Genomic DNA, 16,528 nt, shown 5'->3' on the forward strand with positions numbered 1-16,528 from the left:
TTGCCGGGGGTACCCGGATGATAGCTTCGAATTTATTGCTGGTTAGGACCGTACCGATGCGCACCGTTAGAGCAGCCGCCTTCGTCGTCACTTCAATTTGGCTTCTCATTCAGCCGGCATTTGCTGAGAATCGGATCGCGCTCGTCATCGGGAACGGCTCCTACGAAAAGGTACCGGAGCTACCAAATCCGCCTCGTGACGCAGCGGACATTGGGCGTGCTCTTGAACGATTGAATTTCAAGGTCACGCAAACAAAAGACGCGACCGCGCACGAAATGCGAAAGGCCATCGTCGATTTCGGCCGCGCTGCCGAAGGCGCGGAAATGGCCGTCGTGTTCTATGCCGGACACGGTATGGAGGTGGGTGGCGAAAATTGGCTGATTCCGGTCAATGCCGAACTGCGTAGCGATGCTGACATCGAGAGTGAAGCCGTCAGTCTGCGCTCGATTAGTCTCCAGGTTTCAAAGGCGCGGCAGCTGGGTCTCGTTATTCTTGATGCATGTCGTAATAATCCCTTTGCTGCAAAGATGAAGCGCTCGCTCAGCACCCGGGCGGTGGCTCGCGGGTTGGCTCCGACAGAACCCTCCGACAACGTGCTGATTGCATATGCCGCTCGGGACGGCACAACAGCGAGCGACGGCGAAGGCCGTAACAGCCCTTTTACGATAGCCCTTCTTCGACACATTGAGACACCTGGACTCGAAATCTCCTTCCTGTTTCGCCGAGTCCGGGATGACGTCATGGCGGCAACCAAGCGCGAACAGCAGCCGTTTGTGTATGGATCACTGTCGAAGGAGGAGATTTATCTTAGAGCTCCCGCTGCCAGCGCTCCAACACGGCCTGCCGCTGGTCAAGTTGCGGCAGTTCCGGCGGAAGATGAGCAATTTTGGCAAGCTGTGCGAACGTCAACGGTAGCTGGCTTGTACGAGGAATTTCTCTCCAGATATCCAAAGAGCAGTCACGCCGCTGAAGCTCGTCAACGGATTAAGGACTTCAGATCCAAAGAGGTTGCTGCAGCATCTCCCACGACTGTCTCTCCTCGACTAGAGGACAATGCGGGCACGATCAAAGCAGGCGAAAATTCAGGTGCGCGGCCGTCCGACCGAAACCTGTTTTTGGCCGAAGACAGTCAAAAAGTGGCAGCGATTGGGGTGGCTCAGCGATTCGATATGCCGAAGTTCACTATCTCGCCCGCTCAGGACGATCCTCTCGGCGCTGGCTCCAGGTTTGTCGGAGTGTGGTCCAGCAAGCACGGCTGGGCAAATGGCAAGGGTCGTAACACTATGATGATCATCACAGAAGTTTCCGCTACCGGCATGGCACGCGGATACTATCTTTGGGGGCCCCCCACAAAGCATTCATGGACACGGGATGCGGCGGGGCACAAATGGTTCGCCGAGTACATTGTGAACGACAAGTTTTCCATCAAGACGGTTCCGGAGATCAATGTAAAACTAGACAACAAGAACGTTCTTACATTGCTCACAGCCAAATCAGACAAGCCCGCTGATAAGAGCAGCATCGAGCTTCGCCCAATCTGGCAACTCGTAAGATTGCGTGGGGATGCCGAACCATCGGCCAAGCGTAATCAGGCTCCGCAAAATGGTCCAGTACCCAAACAGGAGCCTTCAGAGCGGCGATCCGCGATATCAGAGCCCACGATCAAGCCGAAACCCGCGGGCCCGAAAGTTGCGCAAGAGAGCGATCCACGACAGGGCAAGGTCGCCGGTACGTCTATGGAAGACCGCTATCGGGCATGTCGAAAGCTGGTTAAGGGTTTCGCCCAGCGGGACGCGTGTGCGCGCAACGGAGGCATATGAGTTTCAGCCCGTGGGGCAGATGAGTTAACCCGTCCACATAACAAAAGGCGCCCCGTTCGGAGCGCCTTTCGCGTTTGTGAAACCGTGACATCAGGGGCGCGAACGCCGCGAAAATCACAGCGAATAGTACATGTCGAATTCGACCGGATGCGGGGTCATCTCGAAGCGCTCGACTTCGGTCATCTTCAGCTCGATGTAGCTGTCGATGAAGTCGTCGTCGAACACGCCGCCGTTCTTGAGGAACGCGCGGTCCTTGTCGAGGTTTTCCAGCGCCTCGCGCAAGCTGCCGCACACCGTCGGGATCTGCTTCAGCTCTTCCTTCGGCAGGTCGTAGAGATCCTTGTCCATTGCCGGGCCCGGATCGATCTTGTTCTTGATGCCGTCGAGGCCGGCCATCAGCATCGCGGCGAAGCCGAGATACGGATTGGCCATCGGGTCGGGGAAGCGGACCTCGACGCGCTTGGCCTTCGGGTTGGCGGTGTAGGGGATACGGCACGAGGCCGAACGGTTGCGCGCGGAATAGGCGAGCAGCACGGGCGCTTCGTAACCGGGGACCAGACGCTTGTAGGAGTTGGTCGACGGGTTGGTGAAGGCGTTGATCGCCTTGGCGTGCTTGATGATGCCGCCGATGTAGTGGAGGCAGGTCTCCGAGAGGTCGGCGTATTTGTTGCCGGCGAACACCGGCTTGCCGTCTTTCCAGATCGACTGGTGGACATGCATGCCCGAGCCGTTGTCGCCATAGATCGGCTTCGGCATGAAGGTGGCGGTCTTGCCGTAGATGTGCGCGACCTGATGGATGCAATATTTGTAGATCTGCATCTGGTCGGCCATCAGCGTCAGCGTGTCGAACTTCATGCCGAGCTCGTGCTGGGCGGAAGCGACTTCATGGTGATGCTTCTCGACCTTGACGCCCATCTTGGCCATCGCGCCGAGCATTTCCGAGCGCATGTCCTGCACCGAATCCTGCGGCGGGACCGGGAAGTAGCCGCCCTTGGTGCGGATGCGGTGACCGAGATTGCCGCCTTCATATTCGGTGTCCGAATTGGTCGGCAGTTCCGAGGAGTCGAGCTTGAAGCCGGTGTTGTAGGGCGTGGACGAAAAGCGCACGTCGTCAAATACGAAGAACTCGGCTTCCGGTCCGACGAACACGGTGTCGCCGACGCCCATCGACTTGACCATCGCCTCGGCCTTCTTGGCCATGCCGCGCGGGTCGCGGTTGTAGGGCTCGCCGGTGGTCGGCTCCAGCACGTCGCAGGTGATGACCATGGTGGTTTCGGCGAAGAAGGGATCGATCGTCGCGGTGACCGGGTCGGGCATCAGGCACATGTCGGATTCGTTGATCGCCTTCCAGCCGGCAATCGACGAGCCGTCGAACATGGTGCCTTCGGCAAAGATTTCCTCGTCGATCATGCCGATGTCGAAAGTCACGTGCTGCCACTTGCCGCGCGGGTCGGTGAAGCGCAGGTCGACGTATTTTACGTCGTTGTCCTTGATCGATTTCAGGACGTCTTTGGCGGTCTTCATGAATACCCCTTTTGGTTTCCAGGACTCTGCGACAACGACATTTTCGCAAACAACACGCACACACAGACAGAGTGGTGAGATATCGCAAACGAAATCAGGCCGCCGAAGCAGCCCTTTTCTTGTTTTTCAGTCGCAAAATGCGGGATAGCACCCGGCTTAGATAGCGTCCAGCCCGGATTCTCCGGTTCTGATCCGGATCGCTTCTTCGATGTTGGAGACGAAGATTTTGCCGTCGCCGATGCGGCCGGTCTGGGCGGCGCGCCGGATCGCATCGATGGCTTTCTCGACCAGTTCGTCTGATATCACGATCTCGATTTTGACCTTGGGCAGGAAGTCCACAATGTATTCCGCACCGCGATACAGTTCGGCGTGGCCTTTTTGCCGGCCGAAACCCTTGGCCTCGGTCACGGTGATGCCCTGCAGTCCGACCTCCTGAAGCGCCTCTTTCACCTCGTCGAGCTTGAACGGCTTGATGATGGCTTCGATTTTTTTCACTGAGCGCCTCCCGGGCATTTCAAATTGCAGAGCAGATAGTTTCGATGTCGCGCGTGGCGCCGTCTGGTCGTCGATCCCTGATCAGGGCCCGAAACGCTCGCAATTGCCGCGAACGACGACGGCCCTGAACCGGCTTCCTTACCGGCTTCCCCAAAAGCAGGGTCTATGCCAAGTTGTTAATGCGCCTGATTTTGGAATGTTATCAGACTTTTAACGGGCAATCGGCAGAGGTCGAACCGGACACTGCATGATACCCAAGCCTACCAAATAGGCAAATCGATCAATTGGTATGCAGCTATTGGAAAATTGGCTGCGGCCGGTATCGGAAATGCCTCCGGAAAAGGCTGATAGATCGAGGATTCGGCATGGAAGTTCTAACCACCACTGAGATGGAGCGTGCCGACCGAATGGCCATTGCCTCCGGCACGCCCGGCTTCGCGCTGATGATGAGCGCGGGCCAGGCCGTTGCCGAAGCCGCGATGGAACTGGTCGAGGAGGGTCCAATCGTGGTGGTTGCCGGCCGCGGCAACAATGGCGGCGACGGGTTTGTCGCTGCGGCCGAACTGGCCGCGCGCGGCCGCGAGGTTTCGGTGATCCTGCTCTGCGAGCGGGACAGTCTGACGGGCGACGCGGCACTCGCGGCCAAGGGCTGGAAATACCCGGTGCTGCCGTTCAATCCGCAGGCGATCGGGAAGCCGGCGCTGATCATCGATGCGCTGCTCGGCGCCGGTCTCAACCGTCCCGTCAAGGGCGATCCGCTCGACATGATCGAGGCGATCAACGCCAACGGCGCGCCGGTCCTCGCCGTCGATCTGCCGAGCGGTATCAACGGCACCACCGGCGCTGTGATGGACGTTGCGATCAACGCCGTCGAGACCGTAACGTTCTTCCGCAAGAAGCCGGCGCATCTGTTGCTGCCGGGACGCATGCATTGCGGCCGCGTCCGCGTCGCCGACATCGGCATCGATGCGCATGTGCTGGGCGAAATCCAGCCGCAGACAACGGAAAACGTCCCGCAGGCCTGGCAGGGATGCTTTCCGGTGCCGCGTATCGATGGCCACAAATATGCGCGCGGTCACGCTGTCGTCGTTTCCGGCGACATGGCCTCAACAGGCGCGGCGCGGCTGGCGGCGCGTGCCGCGCTGCGGGCCGGCGCTGGCCTCGTCACGCTGGCCTCGCCGCGCGAGGCGCTGGCGGTCAATGCTTCGGCCCTGACCGCGGTGATGATCCGCGCGGTCGATAGCGCGGTCGAATTCGCTGATGTGCTGAACGACAAGCGGCTCAATGCCTGCGTGATCGGGCCGGGCGCCGGAATCAGCGCCCGCACGCGCGATCTCGTCCACACCGCCTTGTCGGCGAAACGTCACCTTGTGCTCGATGCCGACGCGCTGACGAGCTTTGCGCAAGAACCGGAGCGTCTGTTTGAATCGATCAAGGCGTCCAGCGATCCTCAGGTCGTGCTGACCCCGCACGAGGGCGAGTTTCCGCGGCTGTTCAGCGACATCAGCAACAAGCATCCGGGCCGCTCCAAACTCGAACGGGTGCGTGACGCCGCCTTGCGCTCTGGCGCGGTGGTGCTGCTGAAGGGGCCGGATACGGTGGTGGCGTCGCCCGATGGCCGCGCCAGCATCGCCGCCAACGCGCCGCCCTGGCTCGCCACCGCCGGCGCCGGCGACGTGCTGGCGGGGATCATCGCAGGGTTATTGGCGCAAGGCGTGCCGGCCTTCGAGGCCGCCTCTGTCGGCGTCTGGATGCACGGCGAGGGCGCCCGCGAGGCGGGACCCGGCCTAATCGCGGAAGATCTGACCGAGGTGCTGCCCGCGGTGTTCCGGCGGCTCTACGATGAGTTCGGGATTGAGTATTAGGCAACTCGAACTGGCCGACATGGACGCTGCGGCGCGGGTCCATCGTACAAGCTTCGACCATGCCTTGCCCTGGCTCACCGGTCTGCACACGCCCGAGGAAGATTGCTGGTTCTATCGCGAGCGCATGTTCAGAACCTGCAAGCTGTGGGGAGCCTTCGATGACATTGCGATGACCGGCGTGATCGCGTTCCGCGACGACAGGATCGAGCAGCTTTATGTGCTGCCGGAAGCGCAGGGGCGGGGCGTCGGGAGCGAATTGCTTGACGTCGCCAAGCGAGCTTCCGAGCGGCTGCAGCTATGGACGTTCCAGCGCAACGCACCGGCGCGCCGCTTCTATGAAGCGCGAGGCTTTGTGCTGGTCGAGCAAACCGATGGCGCCGGCAATGAAGAGAACGAGCCGGACGCACGCTATCTCTGGACGCGCGAAAGGCGGTCGTAGGGGACAACCAGCTAAAGGATGGCTTCAATACCCTTGCGGCGGATAACGTCGAGCAACACGAGGGCGGGTCCGCTTGGACGCTTTTCACCGCGTTCGAGCTTGGACACGTAGTCCGCCGTCAAATTCAGGTAGGTCGCAAAAACGGCCTGACTGACGTGGCACTTCTCGCGGAGGGCCTTGATTTCCTCGCCTGTAAGGGGGGCTGTAACAGTTGGCGCAACGCCGGTGTGCCGCATGGTGATCTTTTCATGCGCGGCCTTGGTCAGAAGCCCGCTTTTGCGCATGTCGCGCACGGTTTCCAGCAATTCCTGGGTTAGCCGGCTCGCCTTTACCTTCGCTTTTTTTGCTTTAGTTGCCATATTTCACCTCGATCAAAGTTCCATCTTTCAAGGCTTGTGCAATTGTTTTGTCGTCAGCGTTCAAGAATGACGCGCCAATTTCTCGCAACGTCACCAATTCGGCCTTGTCGATGTTCTCGCGCTCGTTCTTGGCGAATGCGAACAGAAAGATGGCCCGATCGGAACGAATTCCGATGATCATGCGGAAGCCACCTCGCTTGCCCTGTCCCGGCCTGGCGACCCGCTGTTTGATGATTTGACCGCCAAGGTCAGCATCAATCGAGCCTCGGATAGCCCTTTCGACGGCATCGACGAGGCTGTCATCGCTGGTGCCGTTTTGCCGCAAACTTCGCGAGCGTTCTGGTCTTGAAAATCCGCACAGCTCTTCTCTAGCTCTACAAACTATAGTTCTTTGAGCTATCTTTCAAGGAAATTAGCGCCGCCCACTTCGTGGACGATGGCGTCACACGAGATATTTCGCCACCGCCGCCTCGTTCCATTCCAGCCCGAGGCCGGGACCTCGCGCGGTAACCGTGCCGTCGATGATCTCGGCGGGGTGGGCGAGGATGACACCGGCGAAATCGAGGAATTCGAGCCAGTGCACTGAGGGCGTCACCGCCAGCATGTGGGCGCTGGCTTCGGCGAACAGATGGCTCGACATCGGAATGTTGGCGGCTCCCGCTTGCGCTGCGACTTGCAGCCAGCCGGTGACGCCGCCGCATTTCATCAGGTCGGGCATGATGAAGTCGCTGGCGCTGGCTGCGATCGCCTCGGCAAAGCCGCGCGGGAACCACCAGTTCTCGCCGGCCTGGATCGGCGTCGGCGACGTCTCGCGCACCTTGGCATGCCCCAACAGATTTTCCTGCGGCACCGGCTCTTCGATCCAATGCAGGTCATAAGGGGCGAGGCGGGCGATGCGGCGGCTGGCTTCCGCGGGATCGAGCGACTGGTTGAAGTCCAACATCAATGCGATGTCCGGGCCGAGCAAAGCGCGCACGCCCTTGACCATCCGCTCGTCATTGGCGGCGTCGCCATCGCCGCCCTTGATCTTGATGCCGCGAAATCCCTGCTCCAGCGAGCGGCGCAGCGCCTTCTCATCCGCGATCGGATCGACCACGCCATAGCTGTCATAGGCCTTGATCGGCCGCGGCGCGCCGCCGAGCAGCTCGGCCAATGGCCGACCCGCAATTTGGCCGAGCGCGTCCCAATAGGCCATGTCGAGCCCGGACACCGCCATGCCGACGAGGCCCTGCCAGCCGAGCAGGCGGAATTTGGCGTCCATCGCCTTCATGAGATCGTATGGCGCGACCGGACGGCCGACGAGGTCGCGGCCGATCCCCTCGATCAGATGCACCAGCGGTTTCACCGTCAGTTCGGTGTAGGCGAAGATGTAAGCGTGACCGGTAACGCCCTGATCGGTTTCGACATCGATCAGCACCATGTGGGCGGCTTCGATGAGGGCGAATGCGGTCTTCACCGGTCGCGCGATCGGCACCACGAGGCCGCGGGCGGTGACGCTGCGAATGGCGGCAACGGTTTTGCTCATGCTGGCTTCCTCACTCCACACTGTACCATCGCACCAGCCGGGGGGCGGCCCAATCGGTCGCGACGGATTCGATCAGCCAGCGTCCGGCATATTCAGCGGCGAAGGCGATGCGCTGGGTTTGGCCGGGTTCGATGGCCAGCGTATCCAGCCAGAACGGCTTCCAGCCGTCATCGAGCCGGTCGAGCAGCCGGAAATGGTGGCCGTGGAGGTGGAAGACCGTCGGGAGCGCGCCGCGGTTGGTCAGGGCCAGCACAACCGTGCGTCCCGCTTTGGTACGGAACGCGGGCGCTGTGGTCGCGGCGAAGCTCGGCGGCGGCACCCAGTCGCCTTGTGGCCCGCCAAGGGTCAGTTCGGCCCGGGTTGAGCCCTTCAGGTCGAGGCGCTCCGGCAGGCCGTTGGAAGGTAACGGCGGCGCCGGGGAAAGCGGGGCGGCGCGGACCGGCGGTTCGCCCGAGACGATCAGCCTGCCGATCGGGCGGGCCTCCTTGCCGTCGTGGACCAGAATCGCTGCGGTGGTCCCGGCGGGCGCCGTCATATCGATAAATGCATCGACGCGGCCGCCAGGGGGTAGCACCAGTGCGCCGTTGCGTGCCTGGAACGGCTCGGAAGGTTGACCGTCGATGGCCATGACGCGGACGTCGATATTCTCGATTTTGGCCGCGATAACAGACCGCTGGCAGCCATTAATGAAGCGAATCCTGATCCGTTCATTGGTTCGCGCTGTAATATCGAGCGAAAGCCGGCCGTTGGCCGTCAAGACGGTTGCGGCGTCCTTGGGGGCGATTCCGGGCGCGATCGCTGACCCGTCCGGGCGCAGCCGCCAGTCCTCGACCAGAAACACCTCGTCGCGATCGACGGCGACGGTCTCGCTTTCCCGGACCACCAATGCGCGAGCCCGCGATGGCCGTGCCTGGCCGTCGCCGAGAAGGGTCAGATCGCACAGCAGCGTCCCGGCATGTCGCAGCGGCAGTTGCAGAGTTTCCTTCACCCCGGCCGCGAGCGGCGCGCGGGCCGTCAGCGATTCGGCGCTCGCGACCCCGTCGAGCCCCCGCCAATTGAGGGCAACGGGCTGCGGCAGCTCATTGGCGAGCGTGACTTCAACGGTATCGCCGCGTTTGAATCTCATTTCCGAACCGGCGAGTGACCAAACCGGCGTCTCCGGCGCCCCTGGCCGAAGCGCAACGACATCGGCTTTGGCTTGCAGCGCCAGCGCGGCGCGGCCTTGAGCAGAGCCAATGGCGGGCCATATCGGGAGCAGGGCGGCAGCGCCCAGTCCGGCCATCAGCTCGCGTCGGTGCAGCAGGGGTTTGGGGCTTGCCATGAGACCGATGCGGACCATTTTCTGGCGACCCTGTCCAGCTGTGACGCCTTGCCTCGGGCGAGGGGGCGGAATGGCCATTTTTTTGCTGCGGACACGTGGGCGCATGTTATAAGCCCGCCGCTCGCGGCATCGCGGCCGGACTGGATGCTTTTTACGCGGGCGTGGCGGAACTGGTAGACGCGCTGGATTTAGGTTCCAGTGACGAAAGTTGTGGGGGTTCGAGTCCCTCCGCCCGCACCAAGCGCTCTATTCAAGCGTTTGCATGATGAATACTGGAGGGCCTGTTTCCCCGGTTGGGGAGTTGGGTCAGCCGAACCACCGGCGCAGGCTTTAAGGGCCCCGCGTCGACCCAATTGACAATGTCGGGGCCATCAGGCCCTGCCGAAACGGAAGAAGATTGACGCCATGCAGGTCACCGAAACCCTCGTCGAGGGATTGAAGCACGAGTTCAAGATCAGCGTTCCCGCATCGGATCTCGATGCCAAGGCCGGCGCCAAGCTGATCGACCTCAAGGACAAGGTGAAGCTCAACGGCTTCCGTCCCGGCAAGGTGCCGGTGAGCCACCTGAAGAAGGTCTATGGCCGCTCTGTCATGGCCGAGACCATCGACCAGACCATCCGCGACACCAACACGCAGATCTTCACCGATCGCGGCTTCCGCCTTGCGACCGAACCGAAGATCACGATGCCGACCGAGGAAAAAGAGGTCGAGGAGCTCCTCTCCGGCAAGAGCGATCTCACCTACACGGTGGCAATCGAGGTGGTGCCGACGATCCAGCTCGCCGACTTCAAGAGCTTTACCGTCGAGAAGCCGGTCGTCGACGTGTCCGACAGCGATGTCGATGACGCCATCAAGCGGATCGCCGACCAGAGCCGCCCCTATAACGCCAAGAGCGAAGGCGCGAAGGCCGAGAACGGCGATCGCGTCACCATCAACTTCACCGGCCGTATCGACGGTACGCCGTTCGAGGGTGGTACCGGCGAGGGCATCCAGGTCGTGATCGGCACCGGCCAGTTCATTCCGGGCTTTGAAGAGCAGTTGATCGGCATCGGCGCGGGCGAGACCCGCACGCTGAAGGTTGCCTTCCCGAAGAACTATGCGAGCGAAAAGCTCGCCGGCCAGCCCGCCGAGTTCGAAACCACCGCCACCGCCATTGAAGCTCCCGGCGAGACCACCGTCGATGACGAGTTCGCCAAGACGCTCGGCCTCGAATCGCTCGACAAGCTGAAGGAAGCCGCGCGCGAGCGCCTGGTCACTGAATTTGCCGGTGCGACGCGCCAGCGCGTCAAGCGCGCGCTGCTCGACCGTCTCGACGAGAGCCACAAATTCGAGGCGCCGCCGTCACTGATCGCTGAAGAGTTCAATCTGATGTGGAACTCGATCAAGGCCGAAATGGAATCCAGCGGCAAGACCTTTGCCGACGAGAACACCACCGAGGACGCCGCCAAGGAAGAGTACCAGAAGATCGCCGACCGCCGGGTCCGGCTCGGCCTCGTGCTGTCGGAGATCGGCGAGAAGAACAAGATCACCGTCACCGACGACGAAGTCAGCCGCGCCGTGATCGAGCGGGCGCGGTCGATGCCGGGCCGCGAGAAGGAAGTCTGGGACTACTATCGCAACAATGCCAATGCGCTGGCCCAGCTTCGTGCGCCGATTTATGAAGACAAGGTGGTCGATTTCATCCTCGAACTCGCCAACGTGACCGAAAAGAAGGTTTCGCGCGAAGACCTGTTCAAGGACGAGGACGCTGAGAAAACTGCCGCTTAATCCCGGCACCTGATGTTAATGATGAACGGCGAAAGCGGCGGGGCTTCGGCATCCGTCGCTATGAGTTCGCCTGCGAATCAGTTTGAACTCGTCTAATCCAGCTCGCAATTGCTCGGCCTTGTGGCCGGGAAATTGGCTCATATCTGTTCTGTGAGTTGTCTTTGAAGTTCTGCATCACGGGACGTTCGTCCACTTTTGGCAAATCAGCCGGCTTGCCGATGGATGTTCGCCCCTGCCAACCTTTGGGTGACTAATGCGCGATCCCGTTGAAACCTACATGAACCTTGTGCCGATGGTGGTCGAACAGACCAACCGCGGTGAACGCGCCTACGACATTTTCTCGCGCCTTCTGAAGGAACGCATCATCTTCCTGACCGGTCCGGTCGAAGACGGCATGTCGACGCTGATCGTCGCTCAGCTGCTGTTCCTGGAAGCCGAGAATCCGAAAAAGGAAATCTCGATGTACATCAACTCGCCGGGCGGCGTGGTGACATCGGGCCTGGCGATCTACGACACCATGCAGTTCATCCGCCCGCCGGTGACGACGCTGTGCACCGGGCAGGCGGCGTCGATGGGATCGTTGTTGCTGGCGGCTGGCCACAAGGACATGCGTTTCTCGCTGCCGAATTCGCGCATCATGGTGCATCAACCCTCCGGCGGCTTCCAGGGCCAGGCCACCGACATCATGCTGCACGCGCAGGAGATCCTGAATCTCAAGAAGCGGCTCAACGAGATCTACGTGAAGCACACCGGCCAGACCTACAAGGCGATCGAGGAAGCGCTGGAGCGCGACAAGTTCCTGACCGCCGACATGGCCAGGGACTTCGGTATTGTCGACAAGGTGATGGATAAGCGCCCGGAAGAGCCGGCGATGACCAAGACCCCGTAAGGTAACGGGTGGAGGTACCCACGCGTTGACCTTGACAGGTGGGCCCAATCGGCAAATTACGCTCTAAGCGGCTGCTTATGCCCGAACGTAGGCAGAAAGTTCCGCTTTCGTGCTGGTTTGGCGGCGTGGTAATCGCGCAACGCTTGGGTGATTTCGGTAACTTCTCCCCGTGCGAAGGCCGAAAATCACGGTATTGTCACGGTGGCCGCGCCGAGCCCGGTTAGCGAATTCTTGATAGTCGGGTGTCAGCATGGTTGGCTGTGAGGGATCGGGTAGGATCGCGGGGATTCGAGTAAACCGTGATTCGAACGGCGCGTACTGAGTTAAGGTCTTTTTTGGTACGGAATTTGCTCTATCTACTTGCAGGTCCGGTTTGGTACCGGAATGGGTCGATCGAGTGACGGGATCGAACGGCGGACGGAGAATAGAATGAGTAAGGTCGGCACGAGCGACTCCAAGAACACGCTGTATTGCTCGTTCTGTGGCAAGAGCCAGCATGAGGTCCGCAAACTGATCGCGGGACCCACCGTCTTCATCTGCGACGAGTGCGTTGAGCTCTGCATGGACATCATCCGTGAGGAGAACAAGTCCTCGCTGGTGAAGTCGCGCGACGGCATTCCGACGCCGAAGGAAATCTGCAAGGTGCTGGACGACTACGTGATCGGCCAGAGTCACGCCAAGAAGGTGCTGTCGGTCGCCGTCCACAATCACTACAAGCGGCTCAATCACCAGACCAAGCACAACGACGTCGAACTCGCGAAGTCGAACATACTGCTGATCGGTCCGACTGGTTCGGGCAAGACGCTGCTGGCCCAGACGCTGGCGCGGATTCTCGACGTGCCGTTCACGATGGCGGATGCGACCACGCTGACCGAGGCCGGCTATGTCGGTGAGGACGTCGAGAACATCATCCTGAAGCTGCTGCAGTCGGCCGACTACAATGTCGAGCGCGCGCAGCGCGGCATCGTCTATATCGACGAAATCGACAAGATCAGCCGCAAGTCCGACAATCCGTCGATCACCCGCGATGTCTCGGGCGAGGGCGTGCAGCAGGCGCTGTTGAAGATCATGGAAGGCACCGTTGCCTCCGTGCCTCCGCAGGGCGGCCGCAAGCATCCGCAGCAGGAATTCCTGCAGGTCGACACCACAAACATCCTGTTCATCTGCGGCGGCGCCTTCTCAGGGCTGGAGAAGATCATCTCCGCACGCGGCCGTTCGACCTCGATCGGTTTCGCGGCGCAGGTCCTGGCGCCGGAAGACCGCCGCACCGGCGAAATCTTCCGCCATGTCGAGCCGGAAGACCTCTTGAAGTACGGCCTGATCCCGGAATTCGTCGGCCGCTTGCCGGTCGTCGCGACGCTGGAAGATCTGGATGAGGCTTCGCTGAAGAAGATCCTGACCGATCCGAAGAACGCGCTGGTCAAGCAGTACCAGCGGCTGTTCGAAATGGAGAATATCGAACTCACCTTCGCCGACGAGGCGCTTGGCGCGGTCGCCCGCAAGGCGATCGAGCGCAAGACCGGCGCGCGGGGCTTGCGTTCGATCCTCGAAAGCATCCTGCTCGAGACCATGTTCGATCTTCCGGGTCTGGAAGGCGTCGAAGAGGTGGTGATCTCGCGCGAAGTGGTCGAGGGAACTGCCCGGCCGCTCTACATCTACGCGGACCGTTCCGACCGCGCCGTCGAGAGCAGCGCCAGCGCCTGATAGGCCCTGGTCCGGGATGGATCTCTGTCCCAAACAGGAGGGCTGCCGGGACATTCCGGCGGCCACAGCGGCGTAGTTATTTCGCAGCAATCCTTTTGCGTTTAGCCCCATTTGGCGGGCATTTTTCGTGACTTGACACCCCCGTACCCGATAGCCACCTAATGCTGTCGGTGGCGAAGCTCATGCTTGAGATTCGTCGCCAAACGATCCGGAAAAACAGGCTGCGAAGGTGGCTTGCAGCCCCGGAACCTCCCGGCACCTTGTGGCGGTTGCGCACAACAGGCGGACTGCGTGCAAGGGGGCACAACAAAAGGAATTAGGCCATGACGACCGCCAAACCCCGGCCATCTATCGTCCACGGCGAAAGCCACTCTTATCCGGTGCTGCCGCTCCGCGACATCGTCGTATTCCCGCACATGATCGTGCCTCTGTTCGTCGGCCGCGAGAAGTCGATCCGCGCGCTCGAAGAGGTGATGAAGAACGACGCGTTGATCCTGCTCGCGACGCAGAAGAACGCGTCCGACGATGATCCGAGCCCGGATTCGATCTACGAAGTCGGCACGCTCGCCAGCGTCCTGCAGCTGCTCAAATTGCCCGACGGCACCGTGAAGGTGCTGGTCGAAGGCTTGGAGCGCGCACGCGTCCAGAAATATTCCGACCGCAGCGAATATTACGAAGCCACCGCGGTTGCGCTCGCCGATACCGATGCGACCTCCGTCGAGGCCGAGGCGCTCTCGCGTTCGGTGGTGTCCGACTTCGAAAGCTATGTGAAGCTGAACAAGAAGATCTCCGCCGAAGTCGTCGGCGTGGTTCAGGCGATCACTGATTTCGCCAAGCTGAGCGATCAGGTCGCCCAGCATCTCGCCGTCAAGATCGCCGATCGCCAGGGCATCCTGGAGACGTTGTCCGTCACGCAGCGCCTGGAGAAGGTGCTGGGTCTGATGGAGAGCGAGATCTCGGTGCTGCAGGTCGAGAAGCGCATCCGCTCGCGCGTCAAGCGCCAGATGGAGAAGACCCAGCGCGAGTATTACCTGAACGAGCAGATGAAGGCGATCCAGAAGGAACTCGGCGACGACGAAGGTCGCGACGAGCTCGCCGATCTGGAAGAGAAGATTGCCAAGACCAAGCTCTCCAAGGAAGCGCGGGAGAAGGCGCAGCACGAACTGAAGAAGCTGCGCCAGATGTCGCCGATGTCCGCGGAAGCCACCGTCGTGCGCAACTATCTCGACTGGCTGCTGTCGATCCCGTGGAACAAGAAGTCCAAGGTCAAGAAGGACCTGGTGGCCGCGCAGGAGGTCCTGGACAGCGACCATTACGGGCTTGAGAAGGTCAAGGACCGGATCGTCGAGTATCTGGCGGTGCAGTCGCGCGCCAACAAGCTGACCGGACCGATCCTGTGTCTGGTCGGACCTCCCGGCGTCGGCAAGACCTCGCTCGGCAAGTCGATCGCGAAGGCGACGGGCCGCGAGTTCGTGCGCGTGTCGCTTGGCGGTGTGCGCGACGAGGCCGAGATCCGCGGTCATCGCCGCACCTATATCGGCTCGATGCCCGGCAAGATCATTCAGTCGATGCGGAAGGCGAAGACCTCGAATCCGCTGTTCCTGCTCGACGAAATCGACAAGATGGGCGCCGATTTCCGCGGCGATCCGTCGTCGGCGCTGCTTGAGGTGCTGGATCCGGAGCAGAACGGCACGTTCGCCGACCACTATCTGGAGGTCGATTACGATCTGTCGAACGTCATGTTCATCACGACCGCGAATACGCTGAATATTCCGGGGCCGCTGATGGACCGCATGGAGATCATCCGGATCGCCGGCTATACCGAGAACGAGAAGGTCGAGATCGCGCGCAAGCATCTGATCCCGAACGCCATCTCCAAGCATGGCCTCGATTCCAAGGAATGGTCGATCGACGACGATGCGCTGCTCTTGATGATCCGCCGCTACACCCGCGAAGCGGGCGTGCGTAACCTGGAGCGTGAGCTCTCCACACTCGCCCGCAAGGCGGTGAAGGAGCTGATGATCTCCAAGAAGAAGTCGGTCAAGGTCACCGAGAAATCCCTCGAGGAATTTTTGGGTGTGCCGAAGTACCGCTACGGCGAGATCGAGAGCGAGCCGCAGGTCGGCATCGTAACGGGCCTGGCCTGGACCGATGTCGGTGGCGAGCTGCTCACCATCGAAGGCGTCATGATGCCCGGCAAGGGCAAGATGACGGTGACGGGCAATCTGCGCGACGTCATGAAGGAGTCGATCTCGGCGGCGGCGTCCTATGTCCGCTCGCGGGCGATCAACTACGGCATCGAGCCGCCATTGTTCGACCGGCGTGACATCCACGTCCACGTTCCCGAGGGCGCAACCCCGAAGGACGGACCGTCGGCGGGTGTCGCGATGGCGACCGCCATCATCTCGGTCATGACCGGCATTCCGGTCCGGCACGATGTCGCCATGACCGGCGAGATCACGCTGCGCGGCAGGGTGCTGCCGATCGGCGGCCTCAAGGAGAAGCTGTTGGCGGCCGCACGCGGCGGCATCAAGACGGTGTTCATCCCCGAGGACAACGCCAAGGATCTCACGGAGATTTCCGATGCGATCAAGGGCGGTATGGACATCATCCCGGTCGCCCGGCTCGATGACGTCGTCGCCAAGGCATTGGTGCGCCCGCCGGTGGCGATCGTCTGGGAAGAGGACAGCAAGGTGCCGGTCAAATCCGACGCTGCGGATGACGCCGGTGGCGGCCTGACAGCCCACTGAGACCAGACAATGTGACAAAGCGGCGTCCCGTCCCGGGGCGCCGCTTTTTTGTTAGGGCATCCCCGCTTGC

13 protein-coding genes and 1 tRNA gene are annotated in these 16,528 nt (G+C 61.3%); 8 read left to right on the forward strand and 6 right to left on the reverse strand.

What is annotated here, in order from left to right; translation table 11 throughout:
• Positions 1-56: 56 nt before the first annotated feature.
• On the forward strand, positions 57-1,820 hold the full coding sequence (locus JQ629_RS18930; RefSeq protein ID WP_212413949.1) for a caspase family protein: 1,764 nt from the start codon (positions 57-59) through the stop codon (positions 1,818-1,820).
• A gap of 114 nt (positions 1,821-1,934) precedes the next feature.
• On the opposite strand, the gene glnA is transcribed toward JQ629_RS18930, so the two are convergent.
• Both glnA and JQ629_RS18940 read right to left on the reverse strand, forming a co-directional pair.
• Positions 1,935-3,344: a type I glutamate--ammonia ligase gene (gene glnA, locus JQ629_RS18935; RefSeq protein ID WP_212413950.1), complete on the reverse strand. Its 1,410-nt coding sequence runs from the start codon at positions 3,342-3,344 to the stop codon at positions 1,935-1,937.
• A 156-nt stretch (positions 3,345-3,500) separates the two neighbouring features.
• Positions 3,501-3,839, reverse strand: a complete 339-nt coding sequence (locus JQ629_RS18940) for a P-II family nitrogen regulator (protein WP_027537227.1) — start codon at positions 3,837-3,839, stop codon at positions 3,501-3,503.
• Between the two features lie 365 nt (positions 3,840-4,204).
• On the opposite strand from JQ629_RS18940, the gene JQ629_RS18945 reads away from it, so the two are divergent.
• Entirely contained in the window at positions 4,205-5,704 is a 1,500-nt protein-coding gene (locus JQ629_RS18945) for an NAD(P)H-hydrate dehydratase (RefSeq protein ID WP_212413951.1), read from the forward strand.
• Positions 5,682-6,143: a GNAT family N-acetyltransferase gene (locus JQ629_RS18950; protein WP_212413952.1), complete on the forward strand. Its 462-nt coding sequence runs from the start codon at positions 5,682-5,684 to the stop codon at positions 6,141-6,143. Before JQ629_RS18945 ends, JQ629_RS18950 begins: the two co-directional genes overlap by 23 nt.
• Before the next feature lie 11 nt (positions 6,144-6,154).
• Here the strand turns inward: JQ629_RS18950 and JQ629_RS18955 are convergent, their stop codons facing one another.
• The 4 genes from JQ629_RS18955 to JQ629_RS18970 form a co-directional block, all read right to left on the reverse strand.
• Positions 6,155-6,502 carry a helix-turn-helix domain-containing protein gene (locus JQ629_RS18955; RefSeq protein WP_249135148.1) on the reverse strand — a complete coding sequence of 116 codons (348 nt, stop codon included), beginning with the start codon at positions 6,500-6,502 and terminating at the stop codon, positions 6,155-6,157.
• A complete protein-coding gene (locus JQ629_RS18960) occupies positions 6,492-6,827 on the reverse strand; it encodes a type II toxin-antitoxin system RelE/ParE family toxin (RefSeq protein WP_249135149.1) in 336 nt (111 codons plus the stop codon). Before JQ629_RS18960 ends, JQ629_RS18955 begins: the two co-directional genes overlap by 11 nt.
• Positions 6,828-6,944: 117 nt before the next feature.
• Entirely contained in the window at positions 6,945-8,027 is a 1,083-nt protein-coding gene (locus tag JQ629_RS18965) for an enolase C-terminal domain-like protein (RefSeq protein WP_212413953.1), read from the reverse strand.
• Between the two features lie 10 nt (positions 8,028-8,037).
• Positions 8,038-9,366, reverse strand: coding sequence for a multicopper oxidase family protein (locus JQ629_RS18970; RefSeq protein ID WP_212413954.1), 1,329 nt, complete (start codon positions 9,364-9,366; stop codon positions 8,038-8,040).
• 137 nt (positions 9,367-9,503) lie between these two features.
• Between JQ629_RS18970 and JQ629_RS18975 the strand changes: the two genes are divergently transcribed.
• The 5 genes from JQ629_RS18975 (at position 9,504) to lon (ending at position 16,458) form a co-directional block, all read left to right on the forward strand.
• Positions 9,504-9,588 (forward strand) — tRNA-Leu (locus JQ629_RS18975).
• A 165-nt stretch (positions 9,589-9,753) separates the two neighbouring features.
• A complete protein-coding gene (gene tig / locus JQ629_RS18980) occupies positions 9,754-11,115 on the forward strand; it encodes a trigger factor (RefSeq protein ID WP_212413955.1) in 1,362 nt (453 codons plus the stop codon).
• Positions 11,116-11,368: 253 nt separating this feature from the next.
• Positions 11,369-12,004, forward strand: coding sequence for an ATP-dependent Clp protease proteolytic subunit (locus tag JQ629_RS18985; RefSeq protein WP_192733466.1), 636 nt, complete (start codon positions 11,369-11,371; stop codon positions 12,002-12,004).
• A gap of 429 nt (positions 12,005-12,433) precedes the next feature.
• Positions 12,434-13,708, forward strand: coding sequence for an ATP-dependent Clp protease ATP-binding subunit ClpX (gene clpX, locus JQ629_RS18990; RefSeq protein ID WP_027537232.1), 1,275 nt, complete (start codon positions 12,434-12,436; stop codon positions 13,706-13,708).
• A gap of 323 nt (positions 13,709-14,031) precedes the next feature.
• Entirely contained in the window at positions 14,032-16,458 is a 2,427-nt protein-coding gene (lon, locus tag JQ629_RS18995; RefSeq protein ID WP_212263556.1) for an endopeptidase La, read from the forward strand.
• The last annotated feature ends 70 nt before the right edge of the window (positions 16,459-16,528 follow it).

Origin of the sequence: Bradyrhizobium sp. AUGA SZCCT0222 (genome assembly GCF_018130205.1) — a bacterium.
In the GTDB taxonomy this organism is placed as follows: Bacteria; Pseudomonadota; Alphaproteobacteria; order Rhizobiales; family Xanthobacteraceae; genus Bradyrhizobium.